General features: G+C 66.0%; 17 protein-coding genes and 1 pseudogene. 10 read left to right on the top strand and 8 right to left on the bottom strand.

Going from position 1 to position 15,887, the window contains the following annotated elements:
- Positions 1 to 34 precede the first annotated feature (34 nt).
- Positions 35 to 1,150, bottom strand: coding sequence for a dimethylsulfone monooxygenase SfnG (gene sfnG / locus HYG77_RS19090; protein WP_208960244.1), 1,116 nt, complete (start codon positions 1,148 to 1,150; stop codon positions 35 to 37).
- A gap of 100 nt (positions 1,151 to 1,250) precedes the next feature.
- On the opposite strand from sfnG, the gene HYG77_RS19085 reads away from it, so the two are divergent.
- The 3 genes from HYG77_RS19085 to HYG77_RS19075 all read left to right on the top strand — a co-directional run bounded on the left by HYG77_RS19085 (position 1,251) and on the right by HYG77_RS19075 (position 5,038).
- The gene (locus HYG77_RS19085; protein ID WP_208960243.1) at positions 1,251 to 2,516 is read left to right on the top strand and encodes an acyl-CoA dehydrogenase family protein; all 1,266 of its coding nucleotides are present in this window, start codon (positions 1,251 to 1,253) and stop codon (positions 2,514 to 2,516) included.
- Positions 2,513 to 3,736: an acyl-CoA dehydrogenase family protein gene (locus tag HYG77_RS19080; RefSeq protein ID WP_208960242.1), complete on the top strand. Its 1,224-nt coding sequence runs from the start codon at positions 2,513 to 2,515 to the stop codon at positions 3,734 to 3,736. Before HYG77_RS19085 ends, HYG77_RS19080 begins: the two co-directional genes overlap by 4 nt.
- A gap of 90 nt (positions 3,737 to 3,826) precedes the next feature.
- Positions 3,827 to 5,038 (top strand): SfnB family sulfur acquisition oxidoreductase, encoded by a 1,212-nt coding sequence (locus tag HYG77_RS19075; RefSeq protein WP_208960241.1) that lies wholly within the window; start codon positions 3,827 to 3,829, stop codon positions 5,036 to 5,038.
- 58 nt (positions 5,039 to 5,096) lie between these two features.
- On the opposite strand, the gene HYG77_RS19070 is transcribed toward HYG77_RS19075, so the two are convergent.
- The gene (locus tag HYG77_RS19070; RefSeq protein WP_208960240.1) at positions 5,097 to 6,572 is read right to left on the bottom strand and encodes a DUF4185 domain-containing protein; all 1,476 of its coding nucleotides are present in this window, start codon (positions 6,570 to 6,572) and stop codon (positions 5,097 to 5,099) included.
- A 198-nt stretch (positions 6,573 to 6,770) separates the two neighbouring features.
- Positions 6,771 to 6,860, bottom strand: a pseudogene (locus HYG77_RS19065) (enoyl-CoA hydratase/isomerase family protein); the annotation flags it as partial.
- A gap of 90 nt (positions 6,861 to 6,950) precedes the next feature.
- Between HYG77_RS19065 and HYG77_RS19060 the strand changes: the two are divergent.
- Both HYG77_RS19060 and HYG77_RS19055 read left to right on the top strand, forming a co-directional pair.
- A complete protein-coding gene (locus HYG77_RS19060; protein WP_109333894.1) occupies positions 6,951 to 7,163 on the top strand; it encodes a hypothetical protein in 213 nt (70 codons plus the stop codon).
- Positions 7,151 to 7,399, top strand: coding sequence for a hypothetical protein (locus HYG77_RS19055; protein ID WP_109333896.1), 249 nt, complete (start codon positions 7,151 to 7,153; stop codon positions 7,397 to 7,399). The genes HYG77_RS19060 and HYG77_RS19055 overlap by 13 nt, the downstream gene beginning before the upstream one ends.
- On the opposite strand, the gene HYG77_RS19050 is transcribed toward HYG77_RS19055, so the two are convergent.
- On the bottom strand, positions 7,363 to 8,442 hold the full coding sequence (locus tag HYG77_RS19050) for a VIT1/CCC1 family protein (RefSeq protein WP_109333898.1): 1,080 nt from the start codon (positions 8,440 to 8,442) through the stop codon (positions 7,363 to 7,365). The genes HYG77_RS19055 and HYG77_RS19050 overlap by 37 nt on opposite strands.
- Before the next feature lie 63 nt (positions 8,443 to 8,505).
- Entirely contained in the window at positions 8,506 to 9,174 is a 669-nt protein-coding gene (locus HYG77_RS19045) for an ElyC/SanA/YdcF family protein (RefSeq protein ID WP_208960239.1), read from the bottom strand.
- An 89-nt stretch (positions 9,175 to 9,263) separates the two neighbouring features.
- Here HYG77_RS19045 and HYG77_RS19040 point away from each other — a divergent pair, with 89 nt between their 5' ends.
- A complete protein-coding gene (locus HYG77_RS19040) occupies positions 9,264 to 9,428 on the top strand; it encodes a hypothetical protein (RefSeq protein WP_162603290.1) in 165 nt (54 codons plus the stop codon).
- Between the two features lie 242 nt (positions 9,429 to 9,670).
- Here HYG77_RS19040 and HYG77_RS19035 read toward each other — a convergent pair whose 3' ends face one another.
- The gene (locus HYG77_RS19035) at positions 9,671 to 11,095 is read right to left on the bottom strand and encodes an FUSC family protein (RefSeq protein WP_208960238.1); all 1,425 of its coding nucleotides are present in this window, start codon (positions 11,093 to 11,095) and stop codon (positions 9,671 to 9,673) included.
- 66 nt (positions 11,096 to 11,161) lie between these two features.
- Between HYG77_RS19035 and HYG77_RS19030 the strand changes: the two genes are divergently transcribed.
- A complete protein-coding gene (locus tag HYG77_RS19030) occupies positions 11,162 to 11,686 on the top strand; it encodes a MarR family transcriptional regulator (RefSeq protein WP_208960237.1) in 525 nt (174 codons plus the stop codon).
- A 4-nt stretch (positions 11,687 to 11,690) separates the two neighbouring features.
- Here the strand turns inward: HYG77_RS19030 and HYG77_RS19025 are convergent, their stop codons facing one another.
- The gene (locus HYG77_RS19025) at positions 11,691 to 12,164 is read right to left on the bottom strand and encodes a hypothetical protein (protein WP_208960236.1); all 474 of its coding nucleotides are present in this window, start codon (positions 12,162 to 12,164) and stop codon (positions 11,691 to 11,693) included.
- Positions 12,165 to 12,206: 42 nt separating this feature from the next.
- Positions 12,207 to 13,046 carry a DUF72 domain-containing protein gene (locus HYG77_RS19020; protein WP_208960235.1) on the bottom strand — a complete coding sequence of 280 codons (840 nt, stop codon included), beginning with the start codon at positions 13,044 to 13,046 and terminating at the stop codon, positions 12,207 to 12,209.
- Between the two features lie 82 nt (positions 13,047 to 13,128).
- Here HYG77_RS19020 and HYG77_RS19015 point away from each other — a divergent pair, with 82 nt between their 5' ends.
- From HYG77_RS19015 to HYG77_RS19005, 3 genes are all read left to right on the top strand, one after another.
- A complete protein-coding gene (locus HYG77_RS19015) occupies positions 13,129 to 13,449 on the top strand; it encodes a GYD domain-containing protein (protein ID WP_109333912.1) in 321 nt (106 codons plus the stop codon).
- Positions 13,450 to 13,507: 58 nt separating this feature from the next.
- Complete coding sequence (locus HYG77_RS19010) at positions 13,508 to 14,362, top strand: LLM class F420-dependent oxidoreductase (protein WP_208960234.1); 855 nt, start codon at positions 13,508 to 13,510, stop codon at positions 14,360 to 14,362.
- A gap of 117 nt (positions 14,363 to 14,479) precedes the next feature.
- Positions 14,480 to 15,886, top strand: a complete 1,407-nt coding sequence (locus HYG77_RS19005) for an AarF/UbiB family protein (protein ID WP_109333916.1) — start codon at positions 14,480 to 14,482, stop codon at positions 15,884 to 15,886.
- The last annotated feature ends 1 nt before the right edge of the window (position 15,887 follow it).

The raw sequence follows: 15,887 nt of genomic DNA, 5'->3' as shown, positions 1-15,887 counted from the left end.
CCGCCCGTGAGTGGTTAACGAGTCTCTGGGCTCGCTAACCACTCACGGGCGCAAGCCTCTCGGCCGCCTCGAGTTCGCGGACATGGGGCAGTACCTTGGCGCCGAAGTATTCGATCTCCTCCTGGAAGTGGAGGAAGCCGCCCAGAATGAGATCGACCCCGCGGCGCCGGTATTCGACGATCCGCTCGGCGACTTGTTCGGGTGTGCCGATCAGCTGGGTGCGGAACCCGTCGTTGTACTGCACCAGATCTTCGAAGGTCGAATCCGCCCACATACCCGATTTGTCGGCGGTGGACGCACCCGCTTGCTGGACGGCCGACTTGAACCCTTCGACGGCCGGCTTGTTGGCCTTGTCGATGATTTCCCGGAGGGTGTCGCGGGCTTCCTTTTCGGTGTCGCGGGCAATGATGAATCCATTGAGACCGAACTTCACCTCGCGGTTCGCCTCACGCGCATGCCGGCGAAGGTCCACGATCTGCTCGGTGACACCGTCGTAATCCTTGCCATTGGAGAAGTACCAATCCGCGTAGCGTCCTCCGTTCACCCGAGCCGCGGAAGAGTTTCCGCCCTGGAACAGTTCCGGGTTGGGCCGTTCCGGCGTGTTCAACGGTTTCGGCTTCAGCGTGAAGTCGTGGATGCGGTAGAAGTCTCCCCGGAAATCGACCTCGTCTTCGGTCCAGATTTTGCGCAGCACTTGCAGGAACTCGGCGCTGCGCCGGTAGCGCTCGTCGTGTTCGAGCCAGGGCTCTCCGAGGTGGGTGAACTCGTCTTTGAACCAGCCGCTCACCACGTTCACCGCGAACCTGCCGTTCGAGAGGTGATCTGCTGTGGCCCCCAGCTTCGCCAGGACGGCGGGCTGCCACAATCCGGGGTGCACCGCCGCGATCACCTTCAGCCGCTCGGTGGCCAGCAACAGCGCGAGGCTGAAACTGGTCGACTCGTGCTGGAACTCCGCGCCGTAGCTCGCCTCGTAGCGCACCTGGCTGAGTGCGTACTCGAAACCGTTGTTCTCCGCCGTCTGGGCGAGCGTCTTGTTGTATTCGTAGTCCCAGCTCGTGCGCTGTTCGATGTCGGACGTGACCAGTCCGCCACTGACGTTGGGCACCCAGTAGGCGAACTTGATCTGATCGGCGATGTGTTCCGTTGACATACCCAGGATCGAACCTGTTCACCGCGGTGGTGCCCACCCTTCCGATCATGACGCGTGCAACCCTTCCCCCTTCCTGCGGAGGCGTGTGAGCTTCGCTGACATGACAGCCGTACAGGAGCGAAGAGCTGCTTCCCCGATCCCAAGCGAGACGGACTACAACACGCTCGCCAATACATTCCGACCCATCTTCTCCGACATCGCCGAGGGCGTGGTGCAGCGCGAGCGCGACCATGTCCTTCCCTACGAACAAATCGACGCCCTGAAGAAGGCTGGTTTCGGCGCAATTCGGGTACCCACGTCACACGGCGGTTTCGGCGCGAGCATTCCGCAGCTGTTCCGGCTTCTCGTCGAACTCTCCGCTGCGGATTCCAATGTCACGCAGGCTCTGCGTGGCCATTTCGCATTCGTCGAGGACCGTCTGGTGGCGGCGGAAGGCGTGGACCGCGACCTGTGGCTGCAGCGTTTCGTCGACGGCCAACTCGTCGGAAACGCGTGGACGGAGATCGGGGACGTCGCCCTCGGGGAAGCCAACACCAAGGTATCGCCCTCACCCGACGGTGATCACTTCCTCGCGAACGGTGCCAAGTACTACAGCACGGGGTCCATCTTCGCCGACTGGATCGACCTGTACTCGCAGCGCACCGACACCGGCGCTTTCGTCATCGCCGCCGTCGACGCACGCCAACCGGGCGTGACCCACAGCGACGACTGGAACGGTTTCGGGCAACAGACCACCGGTTCGGGCACGTCGACCTACGAGAACGCAGTGGTCCGGCCGGAGAACATCTTCGACTTCTCCACGCGCTTCAAGTATCAGACCGCCTTCTACCAGTTGTTCCACCTGGCGACTCTGGCCGGGATTGCCCGAGCTGCGACGGACGCCACTGCCGCACGCGTCGCCGCCCGCACCCGCACGTTCAGTCATGGCAACGCACCCACCTACGCTCAGGACGCCCAGATCCAGCAGGTGGTGGGTGAGGTATCCGCTGCCGCGCACGCAGCCGAGGCCATCGCGATTCATGCCGCGGAGCCGGCCCAATGGGCGTACGAGGCCGCGTTCGGCAGCGACCCCGATGAGGAGAAGGCGGCCAACATCGCCGCCGAAATCGCCTCCGCGCAAGGACAGATCGCCTCGACGTCCCTCGTCATCCCGGCTACGGCAAAGATCTTCGACGCACTCGGCGCCTCGGGTGTCGACCGCGGCTGGGGACTCGACAGGTTCTGGAGAAATGCGCGCACCGTGGCGAGCCACAACCCGGTGGTGTTCAAGGCGAAGGTCGTCGGCGACTACGAAATCAACGGAACCGAACCCATCTACGTCTGGGCCATCGGAACCGCACGGAACGACACAGGAGACCAGCAATGACAGTAACCACGGCAGAGACAGTCTGGGCAGAGACCCCGACCACGAGCGCAGAGTGGATTGCCCACGCACAGAAGGTGAGCGACATCCTCGCCCGCGACGCCGTCGAACGCGACCGCGTCGGAGCCGCCCCCTACGCGGAGGTCCAGCTCCTCAAGGACAGCGGACTGGTCACCCTCCTGGGCCCCACCGAGTTCGGTGGCGGCGGACAGCGCTGGGAGACGGCGTATCAAGTGGTCCGGGTGATCGCCCGCGGCGACGGTTCGATCGGGCAGCTCCTCGGATACCACTACCTGTGGGCCTGGGCCGTGCGGCTCGTCGGCACCGAACCTCAGATCGGCGCGGTGGAGGAGCTGTACACCAGAAACAACTTCCTCTTCGGCGGTGCGGTCAACCCGCGGGACACCGACCTCACCATCGTCGACCGTGGCGAGACCCTGGTGTACAACGGCGTGAAATCGTTCTCCACCGGAGGGCGTGCCACTGACCTCACCGTGCTCGAGGGCATCATCGAGGGCACCGCCACCCATGTGTTCGCCATCGTTCCGACCGCTCAGGACGGTATTGTCTTCCGCGGTGACTGGGACAACCTGGGCCAGCGTCTCACCGATTCCGGTTCGGTGGAGATCAATGACGTCGAGGTCGACTGGGCAGGCGCAGCAGGGTTCGTGGACAAGGAGTTCCAGCCCCTCGTCTACAACACGCTGAACTTTCCGGCACTCGAGATCGTGTTCGCCAACTTCTACGTCGGAATCGCCCGCGGCGCCCTCGACATCGCCGCCGAGTACACCCGAACGCGCACCCGCCCATGGCCGTACGGGGGCGACAACAAGGAACTCGCCACCGACGAGTGGTACCTGCGTGAAGGCTACGGCGACCTGCAGGCGAAGCTGTGGGCGGCGGAGGCCTTCGTCGATCAGGTCAATCGCGAGTCCGACGCGGTCCTGCACGACGCACGGGAAAACCTCATCGAGCAGGCGCGCGGCGATCTCGCCGTGCGGATTGCCGCAGCGAAACTACGGGCTGCCGATGTTGCACTCGAAATCGGAACGAGAGTCTTCGAGTTGACGGGTGCGCGAGCCACCTCCAACAGTGTCGGGCTGGACATCTTCTGGCGTAATGTCCGAACGCATACCTTGCACGACCCTGTGGCGTACAAGCGCCGCGAGGTAGGCGGCTACGTCCTGACCGGCGAGATTCCCGAACCCACCTGGTACACCTAGGATCTCGCACATCTATGTTGCACTGATCGCCGAGTCCGGCTGCCACACCCGGTAGCCGGACTCGGCACGTCACAAACCACTCGGAGGACCATGACCGCCGTCCAGAACGCTCACCGGATCACCGACGAGGCGCAGGCCCTGGCCGTCGCCGCCGATCTCGCCGCACAATTCGCCGTCGACGCCTCGGCCCGTGACGCTGAACGGACACTGCCGCACGACCAGATTCGGGCGCTGGCACAGTCTGGCCTTCTCGCACTGAGTGTCCCGCGTGAGCACGGCGGAATCGATGCCCGAACGGAGACGCTCACGGAGGTGTTTCGCCTTCTGGCAGAATCCGATCCGAGTATTGCGCAGATCCCGCACAGCCACTACACGTTCCTCGAGGTTTTGCGGCTTCAAGGGACTTCCGATCAGCGCAATTTCTTCTACAGCGAAGTTCTCGCCGGTGCGCAATTCGCCAATGCGCAAAGCGAGCGCGGGACGACGACCATCGACGTCGACGCCACCACTCTGGCCGAGGAGGGCCCCGACTTCGTCGTCGACGGAACGAAGTTCTACAGCACCGGCGCGCTCTTCGCCGACTGGATCGCCGTACGGGCCACACTTACCGGGGCCACCACAACAACCGGAAAACCGGCCAAAGCTGTTGCCTACGTCCCGAGGACCGCACCGGGAATCTCGATCGTCGACGACTGGGACGGCATGGGCCAGAGAACCACCGCGAGCGGCACCGTCACCCTCGACTCCGTGCGGGTGCCCGCGGCCCACGTCGTGCCGTTCTCCCCGATCTTCGAGGCACCCACCACGTACGGTGCGCAGGCGCAGATCCTGCACGCAGCTATCGACGCCGGCATCGCGTCCGCCGCGCTCAACGAAGCGGTACGGTCGGCACGTCGGGCGCGGCCGTACTTCGAAGCCGGTGTCGGCGACGCCGTCGACGACCCCCTGCTCATCCAATTGGCCGGTGAAGCATCGCTCGGGGTGCGGGCGGCCACCGCTCTGCTGCGAGAGGCGGCCCAGAGCATCGACGCCGCACGCAGAGACCTGACCGAGTCGACGGCCGCCGTCGCCTCGATCGACGCGGCCGCTGCCAAGGTGGCGTCGGCACGGGCGTCACTCGAGGCGTCGTCCGTGCTGTTCGAGCTCGGGGGCACGCGCAGTGCGTCGGAGTCGGGCAACCTCTCCCGCTTCTGGCGCGACGCGCGTACCCACACCCTGCACGACCCGACACGCTGGAAGATCCAGCACATCGGCCGGTGGACGCTGTCGAGGACCATTCCGCCCCGGCACGGGCTGCTGTAGGCCCTCCGGGCTCGTGAGTGGTTAAGGAGTCCCAGGACTCGTCAACCACTCACGGGCGCTAGCCGCCCAACTTCGCCCTCATGAGGAACACGTTGTAGTCGGACCACGTCGACAGGGTGAAGTACAAATCCTCACCACTCGACCACGGGTGGATGAAACCGCCGTACAGCTCCGGATACTCCATGGCGCTGACCATCGGGGCACCGTCCGACCATTCACCCTGCGGCGAATCGGACTCCCGGAGAACGATGGCCGCCTTGGAGGTGTCGAGGTAGGACATCTGCCACTTGCCGGTGGCCTCCTCGTACCGCACGGACAGCTCGCCGGCCGGCGCGTTCACGATGGGCGTGGCCTCGTTGAAACCACCGACCGGGGTCCAGTTTCCGTGCTGCCAGTACTGGTACGCCGACTTGTTGAGCACCTGATCGGCGGGAACCCGCGCGAGGCCGATCGAACCCAGCCGGGTATTGGGAGTACCGAACATGTAGACGAAGTCCCCGACCGGAACCATCGAGGCCACCTGGAATTTGGTGACGCCGAAAATGTTGTCCCACTTGGCGTAGGGGTCCTTGGTCCACGTCGACCCGCCGTCGTCCGAGTAGGCGATGCCGCCATAGTTCGTCCACCACGTTGCGGGAATGCTGTTCCACGTCCGAATCGACATGTAACTCATGTACTGCCTGTTGCCGACCGCGAATCCCGACGTCGGAATGGTGGTGATCTCGACGTTGTCGAGTTTCCGGCTGTCCAGCAGTTCCGCCGCGTGACAACGGCTGTCCTGCACCATGCTGTCGAGGCTCATACCGTCCGCGAGGTTACGGTCGGAACTGAAGCCGAGGACATTGCTGCGCCAGTCGCCGCCCTGGCCACCGGGCGGCATGAAGCCCTTGCCGACGGTGTCACCGAAGGCGACCGCGACCTGGTCGGGCGCACTCTCCCACATGATGCCCAGGTCGGTGCCGTTGACTTGGTAGCGCTTGTCGGTGCGGCTGACGGAGCCGGCCCCGGTCACCTTGGCCACCCGGGTCACGTCACCGATCTTCGGGGCTGCCGGAGCAGGACTCCGGGGCGCTTCCTCGGTCGCGGGATGCACCAGCGGCGGCGGAGGCGGTAAGGCCACGTCTGCGCCGGGGACGGGAATGCCGAGGTGGAAGGGCGTGAATTTCACGCTGACATCCGGAATGTTCAACACGCTCGACAGGTTTCCCGGATCGAGCTCGGTGTCGTCGGTGAGGTCGGGGCAGGGATCCGTGCACGGGTCCGCGGGCAGCGGTGGCGCAGCAATACGCGTAGGTTCCGTGGTGGGCGCCGGGTACGGAACGGTGGTGATCTTCGGGTACGGGATCGGAATTTCGAGCTTTTCCGGTATGAGCGAAGCGGTTTCGTTGGTGCTGTCGCTGGCGCACGAACCACTACCCGGCACCCCGTTGGACACCGTTTCGGGTTCGGCGCCGGCCGAGCTCTGATTCGAGTAGACGATCACGCCCGAACCGATAGCCACCGCCGCGAACGACGCGACCCATCTCTTCGACATCCCCGAACCCCTCCGCTGTCCACTCTTTCCGCGCGCAGGTCCGTCTCGGCCACACCTGGCGAGGGCAACTTAGCATCGCCGGGTTACGTCCACCGATTCCCACACGCCATACCCGGGGGTAACATTCCGCGGCGTCGACTGTCGATACAGGACGTCGTTACCCGTTCACTGGTGACCTGACGTCTCCGGCTGGGTCAACCCTTCCTGGGCGGTCCGGTCGACGATACCGGTGGCCACCGCGTCCGTGCCGCTGTATCGGCGGCCCGTGGTCATGGCCGCATTCGCGGTGGGGACACCTGCTGGGTGCGCTGTACCGCCCGTAGCCACACGCGTACCAGCAACTCGTCGACGGACGCGAAGCGGTGATAGATCGAACCGGTGCCCGACGGAAGCGACGCCGCCGGTGATCCGGTCGAGATGGCCGTGCAGCTCGCGCTCGCGTTCTACGACCATTGCGTCGAGACGCCGCAGGACACGCTCCTACTCGATCGCCTGCGCCGGGAGGACGTGCTGCACCTCGATCTCGACCCGGCGCTGCGAGCGGAGGTCCAGGCCACCGACAGAGACACGCCGCACGCATGGCGGCCCTGACCCGAAACGTTTTCGGGCGTGCGGGCCGCAGAGAATCGGACCTCGTCGTGCTCGCCGTCATCGACCTTCCGCACAGCTTCGTGCAGCGTTATCTGCAGTCGGGGCAGAAGCCGCCGCGCAGTCGTCGCGAGAAGCTACCCGACGCTGTGCGCGCGGTGCTGACGGACCCGAATGTCCCCGCGGAAGGTCCCGGCGAGTCTCAGCCGCCCGTCCCGAACAGCGTCCCCAGCACATAGGTCGCGGCTGCGGCGCCGTAACCGATTGCCAGCTGGCGTAGAGCCCGCTTGACGGGTGGGCCACCCGAAAGCAGCCCGACCACTACACCAGTTCCGAGCAGCGCCACGCCGACGAGCGCAGCAGCGACGAGGAGCGCTGCGGTGCCCTCCAGCCCGAACAGGTACGGCAGTACGGGGATGATGGCGCCTGAGGCGAAGAAACTGAAACTCGCCGCGGCAGCACCGATGCCGGTGCCGACGGCCTCGTGCTGGTCGACGCTCTCGGTGGCAGGTTCAGGGTGATACGTGGTCTGCAGCACCTCGTTCGCGCGGTTCTCGGCCTCCTCCACCGACATTCCGCGCGCCCGGTAGACGAGGGCCAGTTCGTTGGCGTCGACGTCGAGGAGAGCCACCGCCTCACGGGCGGCACGCCCCGGCGTGGAGGCCTCGAGCAGCTCGCGCTGCGATCGGACCGATACGTACTCACCTGCTCCCATCGAGAGTGCGCCGGCGAGCAGACCCGCAAGACCGGTCAGGAGAACAATCGAATTGGAGACGCCGCTTCCGCTGATGCCGAGCACGAGCGCCAGGTTGCTGACCAGACCGTCGTTGGCACCGAACACGGCGGCACGGAAGGTGCCGGAGAGCCGATTCCGTCCCCGCGCAGCCAGTGCGCGTACCACTTCTTCGTGGATGCGTTCGTCGGCGCCCATGGCATCGGTGGCGTCGACGTCCGTCGGATAGGGCGAGCGCGTCTCCGCGCGCTGTGCGAGGGCGAGCACGAACACCGAGCCGAACCTTTTCGCGAGGACACCCAGGATTCGAGTCCGGAGGTCACCGCGCACGGGCTTGCCGACGTGCTCCCCGAGGAGCGTCCGCCAGTGCGCTTCGTGACGACCCTCGGCATCGGCGAGTGCAAGGAGGATCGCGCGTTCCTCACCCGTTCGACGCTTTGCCAGGTCCCGGTAGACCGCCGCCTCCGCGCGCTCGTCGGCGAGATAGCGACGCCATTTCCGGATGTCCTGGGAACTGGGATCCGGTCTGGCACCGGAATCGGACACCATGCTCAGCCTCCGATCGTCGACTGTGAGAAGGATACCGAGGCGGCATGTGACTCACGCCGGAAGTCAGTCCTGGCGTGCGAGGGCCTTCGCGAGTGCATCGTCCCGAGCGGACACCACCGCGGGGTCCCGGCCGGACAACAGGTCGAGCACGGCCTTGGGCCTGGACAGTGGTTCTCGGATGGTGTTCCTGGCCCTCGCGAACACACTGCAGTCGCAGCCCGCGTTGACGCCGTCGGCGTCGATGCCCGCGTCGCGGCACAGCGCGACGGCCCGCGGCACGTGGAATTCCTGGGTGACGATCAGAGCCTTCGTCACACCATACGTATGTATGGCCCGCACACACGTGTCGTAGGTATCGAGCCCATAGGGGTCACCGACGATCACATCTCGGTCGATGCCCTTCTCCACCAGGTACTCCGTCATCGCCGCGACCTCGTCGCCGGACCTCCCGCCCGCGTCACCAGACACGAGGACCGCACGCGCGCGGCCGTCCTTCACGAGCTGGACGGCGACGTCGAGCCGGCCGGACAGGTACGCCATCGGCTTGCCGTCACGCACCTGCGCACCGAGGACGATTACCACGGGAGCTGCCGGAGCATCCTCGAGGTCATAGATGTGGCCGGTGGCCTGACGCGACACCCAGACCGTCGACGCGGTCACGACGACTCCGGCGAGGATCCCCGCCACCGCTCCCACCCCGAGCATGCGGCGGAGCCACCGTCGTTTCCCCATGCGGGTATCCAACCACAGGCCGGCTCGCCGACCCGCGGATGTTTCTACTACCCCGGCTCGGCCCCTCAGGGAACCGAGACGGCGTGTGTGTGGGACTGGACCGCCTGCCGAAGTTCCGACCGAGAAAGGGTGCGGGAACCGCACGCGCACCGAGCCGGTATCTGATCGTCCTCGAATCTGGAGGCGTCGAGCATGTCGATGTAGTCGGTGCCGGGTCGATCGCCATGGTGTCCGGTGCCCGCCCGATCACGTGATCCGTGGCCCCCGGGACCACCCCCGGCGACGACCACAGGGCCCTCGTCTGTCCGGTACACGGTGGCAACGCGGTGACTGGCCGGGCAGGTCACCCGGACGATGGCGTGATCACTGCGTTGCGTACCGAGCGACTCCACTGCTGTCCGCGCAAGCCTTCGACGATCCGTCGGTAGAAGTTGTTCTGTGTCCATACAGACATTCCACACCCGATCGGCGCGTACTTGAAGGGTATTTCGCAGTTCTACGCACTCGACCGGGACACGTGGTGGTCGTCCGTGCGACTGATGGCCACGGCCGACACGATCACGCCGATCACCACGCCGACCAGGGTGTCGATAACCCGACTGACCGCGATGCCGGGGGTGACTGCCGACCCCAGACCGGTGAGCAGCAAAGCCATCGGGGTGATCACGACGGACGCGAAGCCGTAATTCCTGATGACGACGAGTTCGGTCGCCGTCTGCAGTACGACGATCACGACCACCGTCTGCCAGTATCCCAGAGCCGCGGCGATCAATGCTGCCGCGAGGACTGCGCCGGCTAGATTTCCGGTCAATCGCTGGATCCCGCGCTGCACCGTCTGACTGAAAGTCATGCCCTGCATGGCCGCCATCGCACCCATCGATGCCCACAACGGATGCTCCAACTCCACAGTGAGGCAGAAGCATCCGGCGAGGAGCGCTGCCACCGCAATGCGGGCAGCAGTGACCGCCGCGTCCCGTGACCGCAGTCGGCGCATGCCGTCCGGAAGGAAACGGCCGGGCGCCGGCAGATCTCGATCGGGACCCTCGACCCCGGGAAGAACACTGCGGCGCTTCACCTTGCGAAGTTCGCTCTCGTATTCGGCGAGGGTGTGCAGGGTGGCGCAGTCTCGATCCGACGTCCACCGCTCGACCACCGTTTCCGCGTCGGCGAGCAGGGCGGAGAGTTGACGGACGTGCGCGTCCTGGCGCCTGCCGGTGTGTGCCAGCACCTCCCACGCACGATCGACGGCCCGGCGGGCCAAGGTCAGAGTTTCGCCCTCGCACTCACGACCCAGTTCCGACACCGCCGCGAGGGCCCTCGCCACCGCGAGCCGCGCAGGTCCGAGCGGAAGGAAGAAATAGGGCGTCATGACTGCGAGCCACCCGACGACCACTCCCCCTGCGACAGCAGCCACAGCCGGTCCGACGTCGGAGAAATTCCTGGCATACCCGACTGCAGCTGTGGCGGCGAAGATCAGGATGACGGGACCGGGGCCGGCGATCCGGAAGGCGGTCAGCAGCCAGGCAGCGGCACCCGCGGCCACCGACATCAGGGCGATCTGCCACCACACTGCCCAGCCGGCCGCACCGAGCAATGCGCCGGCAGCGACGTAGACAACCAAGGCGATCCCCACGAAACCGGCCTTGCGGGCGAGCTGCGGATACGGCTCGTACCGCCCGAATGCCGCCGTCAGCGCACCGAGCGCACCGAGTCCCGCCAGGTTTCCGTGCCCCAGCAGTCCGCCCAGCACCAACACCAGCGCTGTGGCCGCACCCACGCGTATCGCCGGCGCGATGGTGGCGTCGACCGGGTGAACCTCGAGCGCTCGACGCCAGGTGGCGGGGGTCACCGAATGCTTCAGCGCAGTGCGGCAGTGCGCGAGTCGACTGCTGTCGGGCACGCATCGAGGGAGAACCTGCATTGGTCGAGCGTAGCGTATATTTCACTAGTAAAATAGTTGTGAACTAGTGTGAGGTCGGTCGCTACCATGGCTGTCATGAGCAGCACTTCCCGTCCGGACGAGGACTTCACCGACCGCGTCCGACGCGAGTGGGCTGAAACCTATCCCGAGGTCGATACCTCACCGATCGAGGTGATCGGGCGGATCACCCGCATCGGGTCGCGCGCGTTGCAGCAGTTGGACCATTCGCTCGACGAACACGGCGTCTCCCGTCCCGAGTTCGACGTGCTGTGCGTGCTGGCCCGGAGCGGGCGGCCGTTGCGAGCCAGTGAAGTGACCGCCGTGACCATGCTCAGCGGCGCCTCCACCACCAAACACGTCGACCGGCTCGGCAGGCTCGGCCTCGTCGAACGCCTGCCCTTCGAGCGCGACGGGCGGGTGGTCCTGATTCACCTGACCGACGCCGGGCGCGCGCTCGTCGACGCCGAGTTCCCGCGACGAATCGAGCGCGACAGGCGGCTGCTCGACGGTCTGGACGAGAACGAACGCTCGGTTCTGGCCGGGCTGCTCCGCCGCATCGCCACCAACGTCGAGTCCGGAGTCCACCCCTAGCCGATCAGGGCATTTCGACGGTTTCGGCGCGGGCGATCTCGTCGAGCGCCCGCCGCAAGTAGTCGGTAGCGGGCACTGCGGCCGTGGCCGACAGGTCGGCGATCACCAGAACCGCCGCCTCGAACACGCATTCCGGGGATCGCGGGTTCTCCTCCACCTCGGTCACCCCGAGTGCACCCGTGAGCACGCTGACGAAGGCGTCGACCGGGACGAAGGGGAGCCACAGCGCGGCCGCGCGAGCGCAGCGCCCGAGCACGCCCTGCACATCTTCGCCGGTGAGGCCGTCGGGGTGGAGGGTCTCGAGCAGTTCCCGGACCACGGCTGCCAGCACCACCCGAACCTGTTCCGGCGGTGCCCCGGCCAGCTTCGCCGCTGCTTCGGTCAGCGCTGCCGTGTCCGAAGAGCGAGCAGCGGCGAGTGCGGTGTCGACCGCTTCGGCAATGTCACGGGCGACCGTCGGCCAGTGTGTAGGCCACATCGGGTGATCCTCTTTCTCCGGGAGAAGTGCGCCATCACCCTCTCACGGCGGCCCGACACCTCCATTCCCCCGCACGCGCTCGATCAGCCGGAGCGCATCGAACGGTGCATACCCCTTCATGTCGTTGTCGAAGTACACGAACACATCGAGCCCCTTCTCCATCCACCGCTCGATCTTGCGTGCCCACCGGTCGAGCGCTTCGTCGTCGTAACCGCTTGCGTAAAGTTCCTTGTCGCCGTGCAGCCGGATGTAGACGAAGGTGCTGGTGGTCGCCTCCACCAACGGATACCGGCCCGCGGTGTCGGCCACCACGAAGGCGATGTCGTGGGCACGGAGCAGTTCGGTCGCCTCCGCCGTGTCGAAGCTGTGGTGGCGAACCTCGAGCGCGTGGCGTAGCGGGCGGTCGGCATCGGTCTCGAGCAGAACTCGATCGCCGGACAGCTTCTCGTCGTGGTGAGCCGCGAGCGCCGCCGCCTCCGCGGTAGTACGCGGAAGCTGGTCGAAGAAGGCACCCAGGCTCGACTCGTCGAAGGCGAGTGTCGGGGGGAGCTGCCACAGGAAGGGCCCGAGCTTGGGACCGAGCGCGAGCACACCCGAGGCAAAGAAGTTGGCCATTGCGCTCTCCGCGTTCACCAGCCGCTTCATGTGGGTGATGTAGCGGCCACCCTTGACCGCGAACACGAAGTTCTCCGGTGTCTCGCTCCGCCACTTCGCGTAGCTGGTGGGTCGTTGCAACGAATAGAACGACCCGTTGATCTCGATGGACGTCAATCGCCCCGCCGCATAGGATAATTCCTTCCGGTGAGCCAGTCCCTCCGGATAGAAATCACCACGCCAGCCCGGATACGTCCAACCGGAGATACCTATTCGGGCCTGCGCCATATCACGACACTAACGGCGTTGCCCCTTGCGCGTGATCGCTCCCGGGGAGAAGCATGGGACGGACCACAACCGAGGAGGCCCCATGCCGAAATACCTCTGGCAGGTCACGTACTCATCCGAAGGCGCGCAAGGCCTCCTCACCGAGGGCGGCACCGCTCGACGCGAGGCAATCACACGGATGGTCGAAAGCATCGGCGGGACAGTAGAATCCTGCTACTTCGCGCTCGGCGGACGAGATCTGTTCGTCATCGGTGACGTACCCGACGAAGTCGCGGCCGCTGCTCTCGGCATCCGTACCGCCGCATCCGGTGCCGCACGGTCGGAGTCGGTCATGCTGTTGACGCCCGAACAGATCGACGACGCCGTACGGCGTGAGGCCGACTATCGCGCACCGGGAAGCTGACGGTCCGCCGAGTACGAGTCGCCGGAATGAATGACGAACAGGGGAGGTTGCACGCCACATGACAGAGACCACAGCGAATACCCCGCAGCTCGGACGGTTCGGCGTATGGCGACACGCGGGCGGTCTACAGCCCGAGGTGGGCGCTGCAATAGAGAAGGCAGGCTACGGCGCCATCTGGATCGGCGGGTCTCCGCCGGCCGACCTCGAGGTGGCGGAGCGCCTGCTCGACGCCACTTCCACGATCACCGTGGCCACCGGCATCACCAACATCTGGACTGCGCCCGCCGAAGAGGTCGCGGAATCATTCCACCGCCTCGAAAAGCGTCATGCCGGGCGTTTCCTCCTCGGGATCGGCGTCGGCCATCCCGAACAGCCGGGACTGAACTACAGCAAGCCGTACTCCTCTCTGGTGAGCTACCTGGACGTCCTCGACGAAGCCGGAGTGCCGGCCGATCGCCGGGTTCTGGCCGCCCTCGGCCCGAAGGTGCTGGAGCTGTCGGCGGCGCGCAGCGCCGGCGCGCACCCGTATCTGACCACTCCTCAACACACCCGCGAGGCCCGCGAACTCCTCGGCACCGGTCCGATACTCGCGCCCGAGCAGAAGGTCGTTCTCGACACCGATACCGCGCGGGCCCGCCCCATCGGACGGGCCGCCGTCGACAACCCCTACCTGCACCTGCGCAACTACGTGAGCAACCTCGAACGGCTCGGGTACACCCACGAGCAGATCGCCGACGGCGGCAGTGACGACCTGATCGACGCCCTGGTGGCTCACGGGGACACGGAATACATCGCCGGACGCCTGCGCGAACACCTCGATGCCGGTGCCGACCACGTCGCTATTCAGGTGCTGCCGGCCGGGGACGATCCGGTTCCCGCGCTTCGCGAACTCGCGGCCGCGCTGGGGATCTGACTTGCGCTAACGAAATAGTGTGACAGCACGTCCCGCATACCGGCAGAAGTCCGGCTCATCGGTCGGGGTAGGGTCCCCACTGAACGGCAGCCAGGACTGAACGCAAGGGTAGGAACTGTGCAAGAGCCAACGGCACGTCCAGTCGGCCCCTACGCCTCGGGACCGCCCGAAGCAGCCTTGACCGTCGACGCCGTCACCCTCGACCGGTTTCGCGGCGCGGAACTGTGGCGAGCGGTGGTCATCGGCGTCGTCGTCGTGGCCTACGTGCTGTTCTCCGTCGCCAGCTGGCCCTTCCGTCGCCGCGGCCGCACCCTCGCGGACGCGGCGTCGGAAGGATTGGTCGACGGGTTCGAGGTGCTGGGACCTACCTTCGTGAAGGTCGGGCAATTGATGGCGTCGTCGTCCGGGGTGTTCCCCGCCCCGCTGGCCAACGCGTGCCTGCGATGTCTCGACGACGTCCCACCGGTACCCGCTGCCGAGGCACGCAGGGTCATCGAGCAAGACCTGGGACATCCGGTGGACGCATTGTTCGCCGCATTCGACGACATCCCCCTCGCCGCCGCCTCCGTTGCGCAGGTCCACGCCTGCGTTCTGCACGACGGCCGGGAAGCGGTCATCAAGGTACAGCGCCCCGACATCTTCCGCCGCATGGTTGTTGATCTGCGCACCGCGTACTGGGGAGCGCGAATCCTCGAGCGGCTCTTCGAGTTCTTCCGCATCGCCAACGCCACGGCCATCATCCGCGACCTGCACGCCGCCACGATGACGGAGCTCAACAGCGCAGTCGAGGCTGATCGCCAGGCCCGATTCCGTACCAACATCGGGGCGTTCGGGGACAACAAAGGGGTCACCACCCCTGAGGTGTACTGGGACTACTGCGGTCCCCACGTGATCTGCATGGAACGCATGTACGGACTGCCCCTCGACCGTTTCCCCGATCTCGCACACATGGACACCCGGATGCTGATCCGCCGGGGCGTGAAGGTCTGGCTCGAATCGGTCATCGTCCACGGGCCCTTCCACGGCGACGTGCACGCAGGAAATTTGTGGGTGCTCGACGACGGCCGTATCGCGATGCTCGACTTCGGCATCGTCGGGGAGCTTCCGGAGTCGTGGCGTCAGATTCTCCGCGACATGTTCTATGCGACGCTGATCGACGGCGACTTCTCCCGGATGGCCCGCGGTATCCGGAGCCTGGGATATGTGACGGACAACCCTGCGACCGACGAGGAGGTCGGACTGCAGGTAGCGGCCGCCCTCGCGCCCCTCCTCGGGCGTGACCTCGGCGAACTGCGCCTCAGCGAGCTGATCATGGCGTTGGTCGGGATCGGCAAGAAGTGGGGTGTCGCGAGCCCCGAGGAGTTGGTGCTGTTCGGCAAGCAACTGGGCTACTTCGAGCGCTACGCGACGGAACTTGCGCCCGGGTGGGTTCTCGGACAAGACCTGTTCTTGTTCCGCAACGTGTTCCCCGACGCGGTCGCGGCGAAGGCGCGGGAACTCGGCATCGAGCTACCGGACGAGTAAG

It is taken from the genome of Rhodococcus sp. ZPP, from assembly GCF_017656075.1.
Taxonomy (GTDB): domain Bacteria; phylum Actinomycetota; class Actinomycetes; order Mycobacteriales; family Mycobacteriaceae; genus Rhodococcus_F; species Rhodococcus_F oxybenzonivorans.
The sequence above is the reverse complement of the archived record's forward strand: the minus strand, read 5'-3'. Positions and strand labels throughout refer to the sequence as shown.

Bases quoted from the DNA above. Each gene is read 5' to 3' on its own strand.
- HYG77_RS19015 (WP_109333912.1), top strand. From the start codon at position 13,129: ATGCCGAAATACCTCTGGCAGGTCACGTACTCATCCGAAGGCGCGCAA.
- HYG77_RS19025 (WP_208960236.1), bottom strand. From the start codon at position 12,164: ATGTGGCCTACACACTGGCCGACGGTCGCCCGTGACATTGCCGAAGCG.
- HYG77_RS19010 (WP_208960234.1), top strand. From the start codon at position 13,508: ATGACAGAGACCACAGCGAATACCCCGCAGCTCGGACGGTTCGGCGTA.
- HYG77_RS19035 (WP_208960238.1), bottom strand. From the start codon at position 11,095: ATGCAGGTTCTCCCTCGATGCGTGCCCGACAGCAGTCGACTCGCGCAC.
- HYG77_RS19050 (WP_109333898.1), bottom strand. From the start codon at position 8,442: ATGGTGTCCGATTCCGGTGCCAGACCGGATCCCAGTTCCCAGGACATC.
- HYG77_RS19085 (WP_208960243.1), top strand. From the start codon at position 1,251: ATGACAGCCGTACAGGAGCGAAGAGCTGCTTCCCCGATCCCAAGCGAG.
- HYG77_RS19080 (WP_208960242.1), top strand. From the start codon at position 2,513: ATGACAGTAACCACGGCAGAGACAGTCTGGGCAGAGACCCCGACCACG.
- HYG77_RS19070 (WP_208960240.1), bottom strand. From the start codon at position 6,572: ATGTCGAAGAGATGGGTCGCGTCGTTCGCGGCGGTGGCTATCGGTTCG.
- HYG77_RS19030 (WP_208960237.1), top strand. From the start codon at position 11,162: ATGGCTGTCATGAGCAGCACTTCCCGTCCGGACGAGGACTTCACCGAC.
- HYG77_RS19055 (WP_109333896.1), top strand. From the start codon at position 7,151: ATGGCGGCCCTGACCCGAAACGTTTTCGGGCGTGCGGGCCGCAGAGAA.
- HYG77_RS19020 (WP_208960235.1), bottom strand. From the start codon at position 13,046: ATGGCGCAGGCCCGAATAGGTATCTCCGGTTGGACGTATCCGGGCTGG.
- HYG77_RS19045 (WP_208960239.1), bottom strand. From the start codon at position 9,174: ATGGGGAAACGACGGTGGCTCCGCCGCATGCTCGGGGTGGGAGCGGTG.
- HYG77_RS19075 (WP_208960241.1), top strand. From the start codon at position 3,827: ATGACCGCCGTCCAGAACGCTCACCGGATCACCGACGAGGCGCAGGCC.
- sfnG (WP_208960244.1), bottom strand. From the start codon at position 1,150: ATGTCAACGGAACACATCGCCGATCAGATCAAGTTCGCCTACTGGGTG.